Origin of the sequence: Nocardia sp. NPDC052316 (assembly GCF_044547795.1) — a bacterium.
Lineage (GTDB): Bacteria > Actinomycetota > Actinomycetes > Mycobacteriales > Mycobacteriaceae > Nocardia.
In genome coordinates, this window is record NZ_JBIUBB010000006.1 from 11,921 (window position 1) to 30,042 (window position 18,122).

An 18,122-nucleotide genomic window follows, 5' to 3' on the forward strand; every position below is an offset into this window, starting at 1 on the left:
TGTGCACAATGATCGGTATGCCTGATTCCAATCCGGTCAGTGCCTGGAAGTCTTTGCGTGAAGGCAACGACCGTTTCGTCTCCGGTGCGCTGCTGCATCCTAGCCAGGGCGCCAACGACCGAGCCAAGCTCGTCGCCGGCCAGCATCCGTCCGCGATCCTCTTCGGTTGCGGTGACTCGCGAGTCGCCGCCGAGCTGATCTTCGATCAGGGACTCGGCGACATGTTCGTGGTGCGCACCGCGGGCCATGTCGTCGACAGTTCCGTGCTCGGCTCGATCGAGTACGGGGTGCAGGTGCTCGACGTGCCGCTGATCGTGGTGCTCGGCCACGACAGTTGCGGCGCCGTGAAGGCCACCATCGACGCGCTCGACGGCGGTGAGGTGCCCGGCGGATTCATCCGCAGCGTGGTCGAGAAGGTCACGCCGTCCATTCTGATCGGACGCAGGGAGGGCCTGTCCACCGTCGACGAGATGGAGGCCAGGCACGTGGTGGAGACGAGCAGGTTGCTCATGCAGCGGTCGATGATCATCTCGCAGCGGGTGGCGACCGGTGAGCTCGCGATCGCCTGTGTCACATACAGGCTCGCCGAAGGCAAGGTGCAGTTGCAGCGTGTCGTCGGCAACATCGGCGAGCTCGCCTGAGCCGGGGTCGCCGGAGTTTCCCCTGCGTGCGGGCCGGAATCTACTCGCCACGATCACCCATTCCGGACCGACACGCCGCGGGCATGAGTCGCTGCGCCCGATGGTGCCCTTACCGTTGAGGCGTGCTGGAACCGAATGGACCGCTGCCACCGGAGATCTATTGGCGTCGTCGCGCATTGGCGATCGGCGCCCTGGTCGTCGCGCTGGCGCTGGTCATCTGGCTGGTACTGACGGTCTCCCGCGGCGGTGACTCGCCCGGCGACTCGAAGCCCGTCGCGGCAGGCGCGTCGTCCAGCACGACGAGCAAGCCCGCCGATGCCTCGACGACGAAGGCCGCCGAGCCGAGCGAATCCGGCACGCCCGCACCGTCGAGCGTCGGCTCGTCGGCCTCGAACGAGCCTGCCGCGGGGGCGGGTCAGTGCCCGGATCAGTCGCTGGCCATCAAGATCAGCGTGGATCAGCCGACCTATCGGGTCGGCGAGCAGCCGAACTTCCGCATCGTCATCACCAACATTTCCAGCGTGCTGTGCCAGCGCGATATGAACCTGGCGCAGATCCAGGCGTCGGTGCTCTCGCTGGACGGCCAGCGCCGGTTCTGGACGAGTTCGGATTGTTCCCCGGTGGACGAGTCGAACGCGCGCAACCTGAAACCCGGTGAGCAGGCGCTGTTCACGGTGCGCTGGTCGGGCACCACGTCGCAGCCGGGCTGCGTCGGCGAGCGGGTGCCGGTGCCCGCGGGCGCCTATCAGGTCATCGCGCAATTCGGTTCGCTGCACAGTTCGCCGGAGCCGTTCAACCTGACCACCACCTGAGCCGCCGCGAATTCGGTTGGCCCCGTTAAAAATCGGGGGCCACCTCGGTCGCCTCCTTCGTCGCGCGCCGCTTGCGGGTGCCGGTGATGCGGATGGCCGCGCGCACGTCGGCGACCTCGTGGATCTTCATGCCGCCGCGCTTGAGCGGGGCATAGCCCGGCGGCACCAGCGCGGTGGTGAAGCCGAGCCGCTCGGCCTCGGCCAGCCTGCGTTCGAGTCCGGTCACCTTGCGCACCTCGCCGGCCAGCCCGACCTCGCCGAGGATCACCCAGCCCGCCGGAATCGCCACCTCCGAGTTGGCGCTGGCGATGGCGAGCGTGATGGCCAGATCGGCGGCGGGCTCCAGCAGGCGCATGCCGCCGACCGTCGCGGCGTACACGTCGGACTTGCCGATGAACACCTTGCCCCGGCTCTGCAGCACGGCGAGCACCATCGCGACCCGGTTGTAGTCGAGGCCGCTGACCGCGCGGCGCGGATTCGGGATCTCGGTCTCCACCGTCAGGCCCTGCACCTCGGCGACCAGCGGCCGCTTGCCGTCCATCGCCACCGTGACCGCGGTGCCGGGCACCGAATCGGTGCGGTGGTGCAGGAAGAGGCCGGACGGGTCGTCGACGCAGGCGATGCCGTCCTCGTGCAGTTCGAAGCAGCCGACCTCGTCGGCGCTGCCGAAGCGGTTCTTGATGCCGCGCACCATGCGCAGCGTGGAGTTCTTGTCGCCCTCGAACTGCAGCACCACGTCGACGAGGTGTTCCAGCGTGCGCGGGCCCGCGACATTGCCGTCCTTGGTGACGTGCCCGACCAGCAGCACGGCGATCCCGGTCGCCTTGGCCAGCGAGGTCAGTGCGGCGGTGACCGCGCGCACCTGGGTGACACCGCCGATCACGCCGTCCACCTCGGGCGCGAGCATGGTCTGCACCGAGTCGACCACCAGCAGCGTCGGCCGCACCTGCTCGACATGCCCGAGCACGATCGACAGATCGGACTCCGCGGCCAGGTACACCCGCTCGTGCACCGCGCCGGTCCGGTCGGCCCGCAGCCGCACCTGGCCCGCCGACTCCTCGGCCGTGACGTAGAGCGACTTCGCGTCGTTCTGTCTTGCCCAGCGGTGCGCGACCTCGAGCAGCAGGGTCGACTTGCCGACGCCCGGCTCGCCGGACAGCAGCACCACCGAGCCGGGTACAACGCCCCCGCCGAGCACCCGGTCGAGCTCGCTGACCCCCGTCGACCTGGCCTGGGTGATCTGGGAGTCGATGCTGGAGATCGGTGCGGCGGCGGTGCTCGGCAGCATCGCGCGCCTGGCGGGGGAACCGGCCCCCGTCGCCGCGACGGCGACCTCGTCGACGGTGCCCCACGCCCCGCAGTCGGGGCACTTACCCACCCACTTGGCGACCTCGTGCGTGCAGGCGGAGCACCGGAAGATCGACTTGGTCTTTGCCACACGCGCACCTTACGTACCGCGTCCGACAACAAGGCCGCCGTCGGCGCGCGCCGGGACCACGTGGCGACATAAACGAACGGCTGCCGTACCCGAGGGGTGCGGCAGCCGTTTCGTAAAGGAGGCTAGACGGTCAGTGCCCGCCGCCCTGGTGCTCGACCTCGGCCGGACCGGAGAGGTCGGACTCGTGCCGCTCGGTGTGCGTGCCGGCGTCGACCGGCACCTGGACCTGCACGGTGCCGTTCTGCTTGAAGTTGAACGCCACGTTGTAGGTGAGGCCAGGGGTGATATCCCTGGTCAGCCCGGTGATCTCGATCAGGATCGGCTGGGCCGCCGGATCGTCGGTTGCCACGGGTGCGGCGGCGTGGTCGTCGCCGTGCGCGCCAGGGGTGCCCGGCTTGGCCGAGGTCGGCGCCGCGCTGTGCGAGTCGCCGGCCTGCGTCGCGGGCTTGACCGGCTTGGTGGCCGCGACCACGGTCTGCTGCGGGGCCAGCTCGACCTTCAGCTTGCCCGCGGCCGGGGTGATCTTCACCGTGCCGAGGTCGGAGGTGAGGCTGGTCAGCTCGTCGGGCACGGACGGGCTGTTGTTGATGATCGACAGGGCGATGACCGCCTTGCCGCCCTTGGTGTTGTTGTACTCGGTGCCACCGGCGGGGTAGACGATGTGCACGTTGCGCAGCGCGATCTTGCCGACGTCGGCGTTGTTGCCGTTGATCGCGGCCACCTGGTCGGCGGTCTGCGAGATCTGGCCCGAGCTACAGCCGGTCAGCGCGATCGCCGCGCCTGCGGCGAGTGCGGCAACCGGCACCATGCGACGTCGCGCCTTTTTCAGGGCGGTCACAGCTTTCAGGGCAGTCACGGGTTGTCCCTCCATGTCGACCGGGCTCACTCCGCAAGGGAGAGTAATAACTAGGGAGCGTAGTAGTTCCCGCTGCGGACCGGGAGCCGGGGCTCGCGACGCGCGGGTGGTTGATAACAGATCGGTCGAGCGTCGCCGGGATAGCGGACGCACTGCCAGCTCAGGTCGGGGGCCGGGACGGTGGCGGGGGCTGGAGGTAACCTGTTCTGGCACAACGTAATGCACACCAGGCGGGTTCTGTCAAGCCCCACGGCTGCCTCGTTGTGGCCCTGACCTGCACAGTTGATCGCGCCGTTACCGAGTCGCATGTTAAACTGTGAACATCGAAAGGGGCACGGGACACATGATTTTTAAGGTCGGAGACACCGTCGTTTACCCCCACCACGGAGCGGCGCTGATCGAAGCTATCGAGACTCGCACCATCAAGGGTGAGCAAAAAGAGTATCTGGTCCTGAAGGTCGCCCAGGGCGATCTGACTGTTCGGGTTCCCGCTGAGAACGCCGAATACGTCGGCGTACGTGACGTCGTCGGCCAGGAGGGTCTCGATCGAGTCTTCCAGGTCCTGCGCGCGCCGCACACGGAGGAGCCGACCAACTGGTCCCGCCGTTACAAGGCCAACCTGGAGAAGCTCGCCTCCGGCGATGTGAACAAGGTGGCCGAGGTCGTCCGCGACCTGTGGCGTCGTGAGCAGGATCGCGGCCTGTCCGCCGGTGAGAAGCGGATGCTCGCCAAGGCCCGTCAGATCCTCGTCGGTGAGCTCGCGCTCGCCGAAGGCACCGATGACGGCAAGGCCGAGACGCTGCTGGACGAGGTCCTCGCCGCGGCTTCCTGACCGTGAACAAACTCGACAACGGTGCTCGTCTCACCGACGGAACCGTCGTTGCTTTGGTGCCTGCCGCCGGTCGTGGCGTGCGTCTGGGTGAAGCCACACCCAAGGCGTTCGTCCCGGTCGGCGGCAGCCCTATGGTCCGGCTCGCCGTCGAAGGCTTGATCGCCTCCGGCGCGGTCGACCGGATCATCGTTATGGTTCCCGCCGAATTCGTCGAGAGCGCCGTTGCCCTGCTGCCGCCCTCGGATTCGGTACACGTGGTCGTCGGCGGCGCCGAACGCATCGACTCGGTGCGGGCAGGCATCGCCGCCGCACCCGAGGCCGCCTACTACCTGGTGCACGACGCCGCGCGCGCCCTGACGCCACCCGCGCTCATCGCCCGGGTCGCCGCCGAGCTGCGCGCCGGCCATCTCGCCGTGGTCCCCGCGCTGCCGGTCACCGACACCATCAAGTCCGTGGACGCGGCGGGCGCGGTCACCGGCACCCCGGACCGCGCGCAACTGCGCGCCATCCAGACTCCGCAGGGCTTCGCCGCCGAACTGCTGCGCTCGGCCTACCGGTCCGAGGGCGTCCAGGCCACCGACGACGCCGGACTGGTCGAACTGCTCGGCACCCAGGTGCACACCATCGCGGGCGACCCCTTGGCTTTCAAGATCACCACCCCGCTCGACCTGGTGCTCGCGCACGCGGTGCTCGACGGCGCCGACTCCAGGCGGGCGGTGGCCCGATGACCATGCGGGTCGGCATCGGCAGCGACGTGCACCCCATCGAGGCGGGCCGCCCCTGCTGGATGGCGGGATTGCTCTTCGACGGCGACGACGGCTGCGCCGGACACTCCGACGGCGACGTCGCCGCGCACGCGCTCTGCGACGCGCTGCTGTCGGCGGCCGGGCTCGGCGACGTCGGCGCGGTCTTCGGCACCGGCCGCCCGGAGTGGGCGGGCGTCTCCGGCGCCGCCATGCTGAAGGAAGTGCGCAGGCTGCTCGACGAGGCCGGTTTCGAGATCGTCAACGCGGCGGTCCAGGTGATCGGCAATCGACCCAAGATCGGACCGCGCCGCGAGGAAGCGCAGCGGGTACTCGGCGAACTGCTCGACGCGCCGGTCTCGGTCTCCGGCACCACCACCGACGGCCTCGGCCTCACCGGCCGCGGCGAGGGCATTGCCGCGATAGCAACTGCCCTGCTACAAGCCTGTCGCTGACCCCGCTCCGACGGACCCGCACCGGGTCCGGATCAGGCCTATCTACCAGCTAGGATCGAACGCCGTGACATTGCGCCTCTTTGACACCGACACGCGGACCATGCGCGACTTCGCGCCCTTGGTCCCCGGCCGTGCGTCGGTGTACCTGTGTGGCGCTACCGTGCAGGGCGCGCCGCACATCGGCCATGTGCGCAGCGGCGTCGCCTTCGATGTGCTGCGCCGCTGGCTGCTCGCGCACGACTACGACGTGTGGTTCATCCGCAATGTCACCGACATCGAGGACAAGATCCTGATCAAGGCCGCGGAGGCGGGCCGGCCGTGGTGGGAGTGGGCGGCCACCTTCGAGCGCGCCTTCGACAACGCCTACGAGACCCTCGGTGTGCTGCCGCCGTCGGCGCAGCCGCGGGCCACCGGTCACATCACCCAGATGATCGAGATGATGCAGCGGTTGATCGACCGCGGGCACGCATACCCGTCCGAGGGCAACGTCTACTTCGACGTGCTGAGCTACCCCGAGTACGGCAGCCTGTCCGGTCATCGGCTCGAGGACGTGGCCCAGGGCGAGAGCGCGGGCGAGGGCAAGCGCGACCCGCGCGACTTCACCCTGTGGAAGGCCGCCAAGCCGGGCGAGCCGACCTGGCCCTCGCCGTGGGGCCCGGGCAGGCCGGGCTGGCACCTGGAATGCTCCGCGATGGCCGAGTTCTATCTCGGACCCGAATTCGACATCCATTGCGGCGGTATGGATCTGGTGTTCCCGCACCATGAGAACGAGATCGCCCAATCCAAGTGCGCCGGTGACGGTTTCGCCCGCTACTGGCTGCACAACGGCTGGGTGACCATGGGCGGGGAGAAGATGTCCAAGTCGCTCGGCAACGTGCTCTCGGTGCCGAACGTGCTCAAAAACGTTCGCGCCGTGGAACTTCGGTTCTACCTCGGCAGCGCGCACTACCGCTCGAAGCTGGAGTACTCGGACAAGGCGCTGCACGACGCCGCCCAGTCCTATCAGCGCATCGAGGCGTTCGTGCATCGCACCGTGGATCGCGCGGGCGAGGTGCCGGTCGGCAAGTGGACCGACGCGTTCGCCGCGGCCATCGACGACGACCTCGCCGTGCCGAAGGCGCTGGCCGAGATCCATCACGTTGTGCACGAGGGCAACAAGGCGCTCGAGGCGGGTGCGATCGACAGCGCACGGGACCTGGCCGGACAGGTCCGCGCCATGCTCGGTATCCTCGGTGTCGACCCGCTGGATCCGCACTGGTTCACCCCACGCGACTCGTCGGCGGCACTCGGCGCGCTCGACGTGCTGGTGCGCGCCGAGCTCGACCGCCGTCAACAGGCGCGAGCAGACAAGGATTGGGCGAGCGCCGACGCCGCCCGCGATCGATTGCAGGCAGCCGGAATCGAGGTCACCGACACGCAAAATGGGCCGGAATGGGCCCTTGGCGCTGCGCCGCACACGGGGCCGGACGCGTCACAATCTGGAAAGGCCGGGTAATGGCAGGCAATTCGCAGCGTCGTGGTGCGATCCGCAAGGGCGGCACCAAGAAGGGTGCCGTCGTCGGCTCCGGCGGCAAGCGCAGGCGCGGGCTCGAAGGCCGCGGCGCGACCCCGCCTGCCGAGGCGCGCACCAAGCACCCCGCCGCGAAGCGGGCCGCCGCCGCTGCCAAGGCCGCGGCCAAGGGTGGCGGTGGTCCTCGGGGCAGCGCGGGTCGTGCGGCCGGTCGCAAGGACGACGACAGCCCGGAGATGGTGCTCGGTCGCAACCCGGTGGTCGAGTGCCTCCGCGCGGGCGTGCCCGCCTCGGCGCTGTACGTGGCGCTCGGCGCCGAGAACGACGAACGGTTGACCGAGAGCGTGAAGCTGGCCGCCGATGCGGGCATCTCCATTCTCGAGGTGCCGCGCGGTGACCTGGATAGGTTGAGCGCCAACGGTTTGCACCAAGGGGTGGCCCTGCAGGTGCCGCCGTACCGCTACGCCCACCCGGACGACCTCATCGCCGAGGTCCGCAGCTCGGCGGAGCCCGCCCTGCTGGTGGCGCTGGACAACATCACCGATCCGCGCAATCTCGGCGCCGTGATCCGCTCGGTCGCCGCCTTCGGCGGTCAGGGCGTGCTGATCCCGCAGCGCCGCAGCGCCAGTGTCAGCGCGGTCGCCTGGCGCACCAGCGCCGGTGCCGCCGCCAGGCTGCCCGTCGCGCGGGCCACGAATCTGACTCGCACGCTGAAGGATTGGGCCTCGCAGGGCATTCAGATCGTCGGCCTGGACGCCGGTGGCGACACCACCCTCGACGACTTCGACGGCCGCGAACCCACCGTCATCGTGGTCGGCTCGGAGGGCAAGGGCCTGTCCCGCCTGGTCCGCGAGAACTGCGACTCGATCCTCGGCATCCCGATGGCGGGGCCGGTCGAATCCCTCAACGCCTCGGTCGCGGCGGGCGTCGTCCTCGCCGAGATCGCCCGCCAGCGCAGGGTCTGATTCGCCGAGGGACCCGGCGCTGCCCGGTCCCGCTTCGCTCGGAATCCGAAGCCGGGCCGATCGGTTGCCGCATGGACCGCGGCCGGGCGCTGCGAAGTCGGGCCACGGCATTGGGCGGCAAATGGACTACACCCCCGTAGAATTCGGCGTGTGGTCATACCCAATCAGCCCATCGGGAGTCCGATCGAGCACCCGAACGCTACAGCGGTGCTGTGGCTCGGCGTCGCGAGTGTGCTCTGCTGCGGCGTGCTCGGGCCGGTGGCATGGGCGATGGGCAAGCGCGCCCTGGATCAGATCGAGGAGTCCAACGGCGCTTACGGTGGCCGCGTTCAGGTGGTGGTCGGGTACATCCTCGGCATCATCGGCACCATCTTCATGATCATCTTCGCGCTGCTCTATCTGATGATCCTGCTCGGCGGCAACGCCTAATCCAGGCTCGGTCGTGCCTGGTCGCCCTTGTCGTCCCAGGCCGGCCACTCCTCGCTGACGCTGCCGGTCCACTGGGGCTGCCTGCGTTCCTTGAACGCCGCCATCGCCTCGCCGCCGTCGATGCTCTTGCTGACGTGCTCGTTCAGGTCGGACTCCAGCCGACCGACCATGGTCGGGCTCATGCCGAGTCCCTCCCAGAGCAGCCGCTTGGACATCGCCACCGGCAGCGGCGCCGAGCCGTTGGCGATGTCGTGCGCGACGGCCAATGCCATCGGCAGCACCTCGCCACCGGGCAGGCAGCCGTTGGCCAGACCCATCGCCTTGGCCTCGTCACCGTCGAAGGTGCGGCCGGTGAGCATGATGTCGGCGGCGTTGGCCATGCCGACCAGCCGGGGCAGCGTCCAGTGCGCGTAGCCGTCGGCGAGCACGCCGCGCCGAACCTGATTGAGGCCGTACACCGCGTCGCGCGCCATGTATCGCAGGTCGCACTGCAACGCGAGGGCGAGCCCGATGCCTACCGCGTGCCCGTTCACCGCGGCGATCACCGGCTTGCGCACCCGCCACGGCGCGGGCTCGATGGTGGCGCTGACATCGCCGACCCGGCTCGATAGATCCGCGCCCGCGCAGAACGCGGGCGGTGTTCCGGTGATGACCACGGCCCGGATGGTGTCTTCCGCATCGCAGCGGTGCAGTGCGGCACCCAGTTCCGCGGCCATCGTGGGGGTGAAGGCGTTCTGCTGAGCGGGCCGATTGAGCGTGAGCACGGCGATGCCCGCGGAGACATCGACGTGCAGTTCCGAACTCATGCCAGCGATGTTAGTCGAGCCGGACCCACGCCGACCCGGCCCCGAAAAACCTCACTCAGCCACGCAGAACTTTGCGGCCGATGGCGTACTTGTGCACCTCGGTCGGCCCGTCGTACAGGCGGAAGGCGCGAATGTCGCGGAAGATCATCTCGACCACCGTCTCGTCGCTGATGCCGATGCCGCCGAGCACCTGCACGCACCGGTCGGCCACCTTGAACAGCTCCTCGGAGACGTAGGACTTCGCGATCGAGCTCTCGTGCCGCGCCTTCTCGCCCTGATCCATCAGCCAGCAGGCGTGCCAGATGGTCAGCCTGCACTGGTGCAGCGCGATCTCGTTGTCCGCCAACATGAACGACACACCCTCGTGCTCGCCGATCGGCTTGCCGAAGGCGGTGCGCGTGCGCGCGTGCTCGACCGCGATGCTCTGCGCGCGCTCGGCCGCACCGAGCCAGCGCATGCAGTGGGTGAGCCGGGCCGGGGCCAGGCGCAGCTGGGCGTAGCGCAGCGCCTGACCGGCGTCGCCGAGCAGCGCGGACTGCGGCAGGGTGAGGTTGTCGAAGCGGACAACGCCATGTCCGGCAACGTAATTGCGGTCCATCGTGTTCATGGTGCGTTCGATGACGATGCCCGGCTGATCGCCGTCGGTGAGCAACAGTGTCGGCCCCGCGGGCAGGTGCGGGTTCTCCGCGAGGCGCGCCATGATGATCCACGTCTTGGCGCCGTTGGCCCCGGTGATCAGCCACTTGCGGCCGTTGACGGTGAAGTTCTCGCCGTCGAAGGTGGCGGTGGTGGCCAGCTGCGCCGGGTCCGAGCCCGCGCCGTCGGGCTCGGTCATGGCGAACACCGAGCGGTGCTGTCCGGCGATCATCGGCGCGAGGTGACGCTCGACCTGTTCCTGGTTCGCCACCTTCGACAGCAGGAACATATTGCCTTCGTCGGGCGCCGCGCAGTTCATCGCGATCGGACCGAGGGTGGACCAGCCCGCCGCCTCGTAGATCACCGCCTGCTCGAGGTGCGAGAGCCCGCGCCCGCCGAGCGCTTCCGGCGCCTGCACGGTCAGCAGCTTCTCCTCGCGCGCCAGCTCCACCAGTTCCTGCCGCAGCTCGTCGGTCGGCCCGTGCGCGGTGAGCCGGGGATCCCGCTCGAACGGCACGATCTTGTCGATGACGAACCGGCGCACTCGATCGCGTTCGGCGGCGAGCTCGGCGGGTATCGAGAAGTCGATCATCGTTGGTCACCAATCGTTCGGGGGTGCTTGGAGCGCTTGCGAGCGCGTAGGCGCGAGGCCGCGTGCGTCGAGCATACGAAACCCTGGTCGCACGACTGAAGGCACCCGCCCTCAATGGGCGACAGTCACCGACCCGGTCCGTTATCCGAACGTTATGCACCCCGTGCCGAAGATGCGTAGAGATCTACGGCCATGTTTCGACCTGTCCGTGCGAGCCACCCCGGTTCGCACAGCCGAGAGGAACAAGTAGATGCGCAAGATCATCGTCGTCAACGTCACGTCGTTGGACGGGTGCTACGAGGGCCCCGGCGGCAACGTCATGGCCATGCCGATGGACGCGGCCTTCGATCGCTACAACCTCGAGCGCATCACGACCGCGGACACCGTGCTGCTCGGCGGCGCCTCCTACGCCCTGTTCCAGAGCTTCTGGCCGAACGTCGCGCAGGACGCGTCGGCGTCGGCGACGAATCGGGAATTCGCCGAGCGCTACAACGCGGTCGACAAGCTCGTCGTCTCCGACCACGCCACCCCGCCCGCCGCGGACCACCCGTGGGCAGGCAACACCCGCATCCTCGGCCGTACCCACGCGTACGCGACGCTGCGTGCACTGAAGCAGGAAAACGGCGGGGACATAGTCGTTTTCGCCAGCCGGGTGCTGTGGAACGATCTGCTGGCCAACGGCCTGGTCGACGAACTCCACCTGATGGTCGGCGCGACACCGCTCGGCGCGGGCACCCCGCTGTTCGTGGCGAGCACCACGGCCCTGCGCCCCATCGGCACCCGGACCTTCGACGACTCCAGCAACGTCCTCATCCGCTACCGGGTCGAGCAGCCCGCCGTGTGAATCAGCGGGCGCGGGCGGCCTGTCGGCGTCGGGTACCCACCACCCGGCAGACGAGGTAGAGCAGGAACGAGATCGTGGTGACGAAGGTGGACACGGGGACGCCGGGGGCCAGGGACAGCAGGATGCCGCCGACCGCGGCGATCTCGGCGAAGACCACCGCGAGCACGGTGGCCCGCACCGGGTCGGCGGTCAGTTGCGCGGCCGCCGCGGCGGGGGTGATCAGCAGGGCGAGCACGAGCAGGGCGCCGACGATCTGGACGCCGAAGGCGGCCGTGATGCCCAGTAGTACCGCGAAGACGATCGAGAGGGCGCGCACCGGAACGCCGCGCGCCACCGCCACTTCCGGGTCCGAGCTGGCGAACAGCAACGGCCGGTAGACGACGGCGAGCACCGCCAGCACGCCGACGGTGCAGGCGGCGAGCAGGGAGATCCCGCCGTTGCCCACGCTGACGACCTGTCCGGTCAGCAGCGAGAACTTCGAGCCCGCCCGGTCGGGGCCGAGCCACAGGAACAGCACGGACAAACCGAGCCCGAACGACAGCACCACCGCGATCACCGAGTCACGTTCGCGCGCACGCGTTCCCAGCAGGCCGAACAACACCGCGGCCACCACCGACCCTGCGATGGCGCCGACGCCGACCCCGATGCCTGCGAGCAGCGCGGCGGCCGCACCGGTGAGTGACAGCTCGCTGGTGCCGTGCACGGCGAACGACATCTGCCTGCTGATGATCAGCGGGCCGATCACCCCGGACAGCAGCCCGAGCAGCGCGGCGGCGAGCACCGCCTGCTGCACGAAGTCGTAGGAGAGCAGGTTCGCGGTGGTGCTGAAGTCGAACATCTTGCCGAGCACATCGGACAGCTTGTCGATCACGAGCGGACCTCACTCGAATCCCGTTCGGGGCCGACGATCTCCGGTGCGTCGGCGCGGAAGCCGTCGCCCGCGGCGCCGTGGCAGTGCGCCCCGGCCGTGCCGAGCGCGTCCATCGTGTCGCCGGTCCCGACGACCACCAGCCTGCCGCGCACCCGCAGCACATCGACCTCGGTCTGGTACAGCTCCGACAGCACGGCCGAGGTCATCACCTGCTCCGGTGTGCCGATCCGGAACTTGCCGTCCACCAGGTACAGCACTCGATCCACCAGCGGCAGAATCGGATTGATCTCGTGCGTCACGAAAAGCACCGCGGTGTCATGGCTCCGCCTGCGCTGGTCGATCAGATCCGCGACCAGCCGCTGGTTGGCCAGGTCCAGGCTGAGCAGCGGTTCGTCGCAGAGCAGCACCTTCGGGTCGCCGACCAAGGCCTGCGCCACCCGGAGCCGCTGCTGTTCACCGCCGGACATGGACTCCAGCGGCGCGTGCGCGAACCGCTGCGCGCCGACATCGGCGATGGCGGCCGCGACCTTGCGCTTGCGCTCGGCCCGCGCCCGCAGTCCGAGCCCCCAGCGGTGGCCGTCGTACCCGAGGCCGACGAGGTCGACGCCGCGCAGCTGCACCCCGGCGTCGATCGTCTTCTGTTGCGGCACATAGCCGATGTCCGGGTTGCCGGTGCGCGCGGGCGCGCCCGCGATCTCGGCGGTGCCCGCGCTGAGCCCGAGCTGGCCGAGCAGCACCTTCAGCAGCGAGGTCTTGCCGGAGCCGTTGGGCCCGAGTACCGCGACGAATTCGCCGGGCGCCACCTCGAGCGCGAGGTCCTGCCAGAGTGTGCGGTCGCCGAAGGACAGCCGGGCACCGTCGAGCCGGACCGCCGAAGCGCCGTTCGACAGTGCCTGCCGTTGCGTGTGTTCGGTCAGCGCCGTCCCCTTGGTCGGTCCGTTACCGCTCAACTCAATGCCGCGGTGAGTGCCTGAGCGTTCTTGGTCTGCCACTGTAGGTAATCGGTGCCCGCGGGCAGGGTTTCGGTCACCTCGACGATCGGCAGACCGTTCGACTGCGCGACCGAGCGCAGCTCCTTGGTGATCTTGTCCTGCGTCTGCACGTTGTAGACCAGCGCGCGAACCTGCTTGCCGGTCAACAACTCCCGGGTCGCGGCGACGGCGGCGGGGGCGGGGTCGGTTTCCTGCTCGATCGCCTCTTGGAACTCGTGCGGCGTCCGATCCGTCACGCCCGCGGCGAGCAGCAGGTAGTGCGCGAGCGGTTCGGTCTGCAGCACCGGCGTCTGCGGGTGCTCGGCGGCGAACTTGGTAGCGATCGCCGTGATCGCGGCCAGGCCGCTCTTGAAGGCGGCCGCGCGCTCGGTGAAGGCGCTCGCGGCACCGGGGGCCAGCTCGCCGAGGTTGCCTGCGATCTGGTCGGCGACCGCGGCGACGGTGTTCAGGTCGTAGAAGACGTGTTCGTTCTCATCGGCCTTGTTCGGCCGGGATTCGAACGCGTCGATCGTGCGCTTGTCGCGACCGGCGACGGCCTTCTCGGCGAACTCGTCGTAACCGCCGCCGTTGTAGACGACCAGGTCGGCGTCGCGCAGCTTGGCGGACTCGACGGCGGAGGTCTCGTGCGAGTGTGGGTCGGCGGCGGGGTCGGTGATGATCGACTCGACGGTGGCGTCCGGTCCGGCGATGGTGGCGGCGATATTGCCCCAGGCGTTGGTGGAGGCGATGACGGTCGGCTTACCGGAGTCCTTCGCGTCGTTGCCGCAGGCGGTGAGCGCGACCGCGGCGATGACCCCTACAGCGACGCCGGCGAACCGTCTGGCAAGGCTTGTCTGCATGCTGGGGGTACTCCTGGGACGCTCACAGCTGGTGACGCACTCGAGCGGGTGACACAACTCAGCTTAATGGAAATGGTTTCTGTTTCACTTTAGCAACCGCACGCCGCCGACACGAGCCGGACCCGCCGACACGTCGATCGTCGGCGGGCCCGGTCCGGGAAAACGGGTGGAGATCGGCTCAGACGAGCGCCTCCACCGGCTGGCCGAGCAGCTGGGCGCAGCGCAGCAGGCCGAGGTGGCTGTAGGCCTGCGGGTGGTTGCCGAGCGAGCGCTCGGCAACCGGGTCGTACTCCTCGCTGAGCAGTCCGGTCGGCCCGGCCACGTCGACCAGCTGAGCGAACAGCGCCTCGGCGTCCGAACGCTTGCCGATCAGCAGGTACGCCTCGACCAGCCAGGCCGCGCAGAGGTGGAAGCCACCCTCGCCGCCGGGCAGGCCGTCGTCGTGGTGGTACCGGTAAACCGTTGAGCCACTGCGCAGTTCGGCCTCGGTCGCGACGACGGTCGCGGCGAAGCGCGGATCGGACGGATCGATCAGCCCGCTCAACCCGATGTGCAGGGTCGCCGCGTCCAGGTCGGTGCCGTCGTAGGCCGCGGTGAACGACTGGACCTCGTCGTTCCAGCCCTTGGACTTCACCTCGTCGGCGATGGTGTCGCGCAGCACCGCCCAGGCCGGGTCGACCTCGCGGTCGAACTTCTGCGCCAGCGTGAGCGCCCGGTCGACGGTCAGCCAGCCCATCACCTTCGAGTACACGTGGTGGCGCGGGTTGCCGCGGATCTCCCAGATGCCGTGGTCGGGCTCCTGCCAGCGCCGCTGCACCGCGGAGACCATGGCGCGCACCAGTTCCCAGTCCGCGTCCGGCAGGGCCTGGGCCGGATCGGTGATGCCCTGCACCTCCCGCGCGTGCGACAGGGTCGCGATGAGGTCGACGATCGGGCCGAACACGTCCAGCTGCACCTGCATGTTGGCCGCGTTGCCGACCCGGACCGGCCGCGAACCCGCGTAACCGGGCAGCTGGTCGATCACGGCTTCCGGCGGCAGCGTCTCGCCGTACAGCGTGTACAGCGGGTGCAGACGCTCGGGGCCGGGCAGCGTCTCGAGCACCCGGTGCACCCAGCCGAGGAAGTCTTCGGCCTCACCGAGCGAGCCGAGCGACACCAGCGCCTGCGCGGTCAGCGACGCGTCGCGCAGCCAGCAGTACCGGTAGTCCCAGTTACGCACGCCGCCGATGTCTTCCGGCAGCGACGTGGTGGCCGCGGCCAGGATGGAACCGGACGGCGCGTGCACCAGCCCGCGCAGGGTCAGCGCCGAGCGCTTCATCAGATCCGGCTTCAGCGACGGCAGCTGCAAGGTGCTCGCCCACTGCGACCAGTAGCTCTCCGCGGCCCGCCGCCGCTCCAGCTCGTCGGTCTCGGCGGGGCCGAGATCGGAAGTGCCGCAGCGCATTTCCAGCACGATCGGCCCCTTCGACGGGTCGACAACGGCGCGCGCCGAATCGTGCGTGCCGTCGCTGATGATCTCCCAGGTGAGACCGGGGGAGCGCAGCACCGTCGGGTCGTTGGTGCCGAGCACACGCAACCCGTTCTCGGTCGCCTCGATGCTCACCGGCACCTGACCGAACTCCGGTCGCGGCGCGAACGTCACGACGGCCTTGGCCTCACCGGTGATCACCCGGGTCAGGTCGGTCCGGGTGGCGGCCACATCGTGGGGCAGGTAGTCCACCACTTGCAGCTTGGCCCAACGGGTTTCGACCGTCATGGTGCTGTCGATGTAGCGCTGCGAGAGCGGCAGGCCGGGGCGCTCGGGCTCGATGGTGAAGTGCCCGGCCTGTGGGCCGCCGAGCAGATGCGCGAACACCGCGGCCGAATCCGGTTCCGGATGACAGAACCAGGTGACCGTCGCGTCGGGTGTCAGCAGCGCCACCGAGCGCGGGCTGGCCAGCATGGTCAGCCGCTCGATCCGGGGCGCGCTCGCGCCGGCCAGCCAGGTGCGCCGCTCTTCGAGCAGGTACGCCAGCGCGCAGGACACGTCCTCGGTGCTGTCGACCCGGTGCTTGGCCTGGCTCTCGCCGTCGCCGACCTTGATGCCCAGGTCCGGGCCCGAGAGCACGCGGAAGGCCTTCTCGTCGGTCACGTCGTCACCGAAGAACACCGCGGCCGAGGCGCCTGCCTGATGCCGGATGGTGTCGAGCGCGGTGCCCTTGTCGGTCTGCACCACGGCCAGTTCGATGACGGCCTTGCCCTCGGTCACCTGCACGCCGAACCAGCACGCGGGGCCCTGGCGGACCTGCATCAAGGCCCGGTGCCCGATCTCGGGGCTCGCGTTGCGCACGTGCAGCGCGACGCTGGCCGGTTTGATCTCGACGGTGACGCCAGGGTTCTCCGCGGCGACCTGGGTCAGCGCGGTCTGCACCTCTTGGAGCAGTTGTTTGGCGTCGTTGTCGATGGCGTGCACGAAGCCGACGTCGAATTCCGAGCCGTGGCTACCGATCAGTTGCACCTCGACCGGAAGTCTCGACAACGCGGCGAGGTCTCGCAGCGCGCGGCCGGAGATGACCGCGGCCGTAGTGCCGGTCAGCCCGGCGAGCGCGCGTAACGCGCTCACCGATTCACGGTGCGGAAAGGCCTTCGCGGGGTCGGACACGATGGGCGCAAGCGTCCCGTCATAGTCCGATGCGACCAACAGTCTTGGCACTCGCGCGACCGTCGACAGTGCACGGCGAAGTTCCAGTGGCAGATCCTGTGCGCTCACGCATCCAACCTAGTGATCGGAGGAGTTTTTTCATGGGCGGGCAGAACAATACTGGGTTTAATTTGCCGCACCGACGCCCGCCGCTGTGCGTGCGCTGTCTCCGATTTTCCGCGACTTCGACCCGGCGTGGGTGACAGAGCCGCGAACTCGGGTCCGAGCGGCCGGGGGAGGTCGGTTCGACGCGTGCGCTGCGATCATGCCGAAGCGCTACGGGTCCCCGGTGGTGCGCGCAAAACCCGCGCTACTCGCCCTCGACGAGCAGACCGGGCGGGCGCGACTTCGGTGCGCCCGCCCGGCTCTCGGCGTGAATGTGATTTTCCGCACGAATGCGGCGCGCGGCCCCGATTTGCCGGGAATGCGCTGGCTGTCCGAGTGCTAGCTGCGTTCGCCGAGCAACAGGTCGACGGTCAGCTCGAGGCGCTCGGTCACATCGGTCGCGGAGGCGCGCCGGGTCAGCCAGGCGACCAGGTTCGACAGCCACACATCGCTGATCACCCTGGCGATGGCCAGCTGACGCTCGGTGGGTTCGCCGTCGTTCATGGCGCGGGCGAAGACCCGATCCATCACCTTGCCGACCCGGTCGACCTCGGCGGCCGCGGACGCGTCGGCGAACATGAACGCGCGCGTCATCGCCTCGGTGAGCAACGGGTCGCGCTGCATCATCCGGGTGATCTGGGTGAGCAGCAGGTGCATGCGCTCCTGCGGCGACTGCCCGGCAAGCGGCTTGCGCTTGCCCTCGATCTGCTCGAATTCGCGGGACAGCGCCGACACCAAAAGGTGCACCTTCGAGGGGAAATACCGATATAGCGTCCCGACTGCGACATCGGCGCGTTCGGCCACGGCGCGCATCTGCACCGCGTCGTATCCGCCCTTCGAGGCCAGCGCCAGCGTCGCGTCAAGGATGCGCTTACGCCGTTCCCGCTGCGCGGCCGAACTCAGCTCGTCCTCGCTGAGTGTCGTGACCGTCGCGGTAGCCGGTGCCGTATCGGATTGGCGCCGCGCGCGGGCCGCTGCGTGGTTACGCTCCGCTACCGCCTCCGCGTCCGTCGCTCGTGCCGCCGCGTTGGAGTCGGCCGGCTGCGATCGGGAGGGACTGGCCATTGGTGAGAGTC

At 69.2% G+C, this 18,122-nt stretch carries 18 protein-coding genes; 9 read left to right on the plus strand and 9 right to left on the minus strand.

Going from position 1 to position 18,122, the window contains the following annotated elements:
- The first annotated feature begins 17 nt into the window (after positions 1–17).
- Both ACIHA7_RS27835 and ACIHA7_RS27840 read left to right on the plus strand, forming a co-directional pair.
- Entirely contained in the window at positions 18–641 is a 624-nt protein-coding gene (locus tag ACIHA7_RS27835) for a carbonic anhydrase (RefSeq protein ID WP_397293902.1), read from the plus strand.
- A 122-nt stretch (positions 642–763) separates the two neighbouring features.
- Entirely contained in the window at positions 764–1,453 is a 690-nt protein-coding gene (locus ACIHA7_RS27840) for a hypothetical protein (RefSeq protein ID WP_397293903.1), read from the plus strand.
- Positions 1,454–1,478: 25 nt separating this feature from the next.
- Here the strand turns inward: ACIHA7_RS27840 and radA are convergent, their stop codons facing one another.
- Together radA and ACIHA7_RS27850 are read right to left on the minus strand one after the other, a co-directional pair.
- On the minus strand, positions 1,479–2,891 hold the full coding sequence (gene radA, locus ACIHA7_RS27845; protein WP_397293904.1) for a DNA repair protein RadA: 1,413 nt from the start codon (positions 2,889–2,891) through the stop codon (positions 1,479–1,481).
- A gap of 130 nt (positions 2,892–3,021) precedes the next feature.
- Positions 3,022–3,729 carry a hypothetical protein gene (locus ACIHA7_RS27850; RefSeq protein ID WP_397293905.1) on the minus strand — a complete coding sequence of 236 codons (708 nt, stop codon included), beginning with the start codon at positions 3,727–3,729 and terminating at the stop codon, positions 3,022–3,024.
- Between the two features lie 361 nt (positions 3,730–4,090).
- Here ACIHA7_RS27850 and carD point away from each other — a divergent pair, with 361 nt between their 5' ends.
- The 6 genes from carD to ACIHA7_RS27880 all read left to right on the plus strand — a co-directional run bounded on the left by carD (position 4,091) and on the right by ACIHA7_RS27880 (position 8,681).
- A complete protein-coding gene (gene carD / locus ACIHA7_RS27855) occupies positions 4,091–4,579 on the plus strand; it encodes an RNA polymerase-binding transcription factor CarD (RefSeq protein WP_011206964.1) in 489 nt (162 codons plus the stop codon).
- Between the two features lie 2 nt (positions 4,580–4,581).
- Positions 4,582–5,307 carry a 2-C-methyl-D-erythritol 4-phosphate cytidylyltransferase gene (gene ispD / locus ACIHA7_RS27860; protein WP_397293906.1) on the plus strand — a complete coding sequence of 242 codons (726 nt, stop codon included), beginning with the start codon at positions 4,582–4,584 and terminating at the stop codon, positions 5,305–5,307.
- Between the two features lie 2 nt (positions 5,308–5,309).
- On the plus strand, positions 5,310–5,777 hold the full coding sequence (gene ispF / locus ACIHA7_RS27865; protein WP_397294529.1) for a 2-C-methyl-D-erythritol 2,4-cyclodiphosphate synthase: 468 nt from the start codon (positions 5,310–5,312) through the stop codon (positions 5,775–5,777).
- Positions 5,778–5,841: 64 nt separating this feature from the next.
- Positions 5,842–7,272: a cysteine--tRNA ligase gene (cysS, locus tag ACIHA7_RS27870; protein ID WP_397293907.1), complete on the plus strand. Its 1,431-nt coding sequence runs from the start codon at positions 5,842–5,844 to the stop codon at positions 7,270–7,272.
- Complete coding sequence (gene rlmB, locus ACIHA7_RS27875; RefSeq protein WP_397293908.1) at positions 7,272–8,252, plus strand: 23S rRNA (guanosine(2251)-2'-O)-methyltransferase RlmB; 981 nt, start codon at positions 7,272–7,274, stop codon at positions 8,250–8,252. The genes cysS and rlmB overlap by 1 nt, the downstream gene beginning before the upstream one ends.
- A gap of 150 nt (positions 8,253–8,402) precedes the next feature.
- On the plus strand, positions 8,403–8,681 hold the full coding sequence (locus ACIHA7_RS27880) for a DUF4190 domain-containing protein (RefSeq protein WP_397293909.1): 279 nt from the start codon (positions 8,403–8,405) through the stop codon (positions 8,679–8,681).
- Here the strand turns inward: ACIHA7_RS27880 and ACIHA7_RS27885 are convergent.
- Positions 8,678–9,487, minus strand: coding sequence for an enoyl-CoA hydratase/isomerase family protein (locus ACIHA7_RS27885; RefSeq protein WP_397293910.1), 810 nt, complete (start codon positions 9,485–9,487; stop codon positions 8,678–8,680). The two genes, ACIHA7_RS27880 and ACIHA7_RS27885, sit on opposite strands and share 4 nt — an antisense overlap.
- A 55-nt stretch (positions 9,488–9,542) precedes the next feature.
- Positions 9,543–10,715: an acyl-CoA dehydrogenase family protein gene (locus ACIHA7_RS27890; RefSeq protein ID WP_397293911.1), complete on the minus strand. Its 1,173-nt coding sequence runs from the start codon at positions 10,713–10,715 to the stop codon at positions 9,543–9,545.
- A gap of 250 nt (positions 10,716–10,965) precedes the next feature.
- On the opposite strand from ACIHA7_RS27890, the gene ACIHA7_RS27895 reads away from it, so the two are divergent.
- Positions 10,966–11,559, plus strand: a complete 594-nt coding sequence (locus ACIHA7_RS27895) for a dihydrofolate reductase family protein (protein ID WP_397293912.1) — start codon at positions 10,966–10,968, stop codon at positions 11,557–11,559.
- A 1-nt stretch (position 11,560) separates the two neighbouring features.
- Here ACIHA7_RS27895 and ACIHA7_RS27900 read toward each other — a convergent pair whose 3' ends face one another.
- From ACIHA7_RS27900 to kstR, 5 genes are all read right to left on the minus strand, one after another.
- Positions 11,561–12,397, minus strand: a complete 837-nt coding sequence (locus tag ACIHA7_RS27900; protein WP_397294530.1) for a metal ABC transporter permease — start codon at positions 12,395–12,397, stop codon at positions 11,561–11,563.
- A 29-nt stretch (positions 12,398–12,426) separates the two neighbouring features.
- Complete coding sequence (locus ACIHA7_RS27905) at positions 12,427–13,347, minus strand: metal ABC transporter ATP-binding protein (protein ID WP_397294531.1); 921 nt, start codon at positions 13,345–13,347, stop codon at positions 12,427–12,429.
- Between the two features lie 29 nt (positions 13,348–13,376).
- Positions 13,377–14,261, minus strand: a complete 885-nt coding sequence (locus tag ACIHA7_RS27910) for a metal ABC transporter solute-binding protein, Zn/Mn family (RefSeq protein WP_397293913.1) — start codon at positions 14,259–14,261, stop codon at positions 13,377–13,379.
- A gap of 178 nt (positions 14,262–14,439) precedes the next feature.
- Entirely contained in the window at positions 14,440–17,010 is a 2,571-nt protein-coding gene (gene otsB / locus ACIHA7_RS27915; RefSeq protein WP_397293914.1) for a trehalose-phosphatase, read from the minus strand.
- 375 nt (positions 17,011–17,385) lie between these two features.
- On the minus strand, positions 17,386–18,111 hold the full coding sequence (gene kstR, locus ACIHA7_RS27920; RefSeq protein WP_397293915.1) for a cholesterol catabolism transcriptional regulator KstR: 726 nt from the start codon (positions 18,109–18,111) through the stop codon (positions 17,386–17,388).
- Positions 18,112–18,122: the final 11 nt, after the last annotated feature.

What these genes read in the sequence shown, in the direction of transcription:
- ACIHA7_RS27835 (WP_397293902.1), top strand. Translation starts at nt 18, where the DNA reads ATGCCTGATTCCAATCCGGTCAGTGCCTGGAAGTCTTTGCGTGAAGGC.
- carD (WP_011206964.1), top strand. Translation starts at nt 4,091, where the DNA reads ATGATTTTTAAGGTCGGAGACACCGTCGTTTACCCCCACCACGGAGCG.
- ispF (WP_397294529.1), top strand. Translation starts at nt 5,310, where the DNA reads ATGCGGGTCGGCATCGGCAGCGACGTGCACCCCATCGAGGCGGGCCGC.
- rlmB (WP_397293908.1), top strand. Translation starts at nt 7,272, where the DNA reads ATGGCAGGCAATTCGCAGCGTCGTGGTGCGATCCGCAAGGGCGGCACC.
- ACIHA7_RS27885 (WP_397293910.1), bottom strand. Translation starts at nt 9,487, where the DNA reads ATGAGTTCGGAACTGCACGTCGATGTCTCCGCGGGCATCGCCGTGCTC.
- ACIHA7_RS27890 (WP_397293911.1), bottom strand. Translation starts at nt 10,715, where the DNA reads ATGATCGACTTCTCGATACCCGCCGAGCTCGCCGCCGAACGCGATCGA.
- ACIHA7_RS27895 (WP_397293912.1), top strand. Translation starts at nt 10,966, where the DNA reads ATGCGCAAGATCATCGTCGTCAACGTCACGTCGTTGGACGGGTGCTAC.
- ACIHA7_RS27900 (WP_397294530.1), bottom strand. Translation starts at nt 12,397, where the DNA reads ATGTTCGACTTCAGCACCACCGCGAACCTGCTCTCCTACGACTTCGTG.
- ACIHA7_RS27910 (WP_397293913.1), bottom strand. Translation starts at nt 14,261, where the DNA reads ATGCAGACAAGCCTTGCCAGACGGTTCGCCGGCGTCGCTGTAGGGGTC.
- kstR (WP_397293915.1), bottom strand. Translation starts at nt 18,111, where the DNA reads ATGGCCAGTCCCTCCCGATCGCAGCCGGCCGACTCCAACGCGGCGGCA.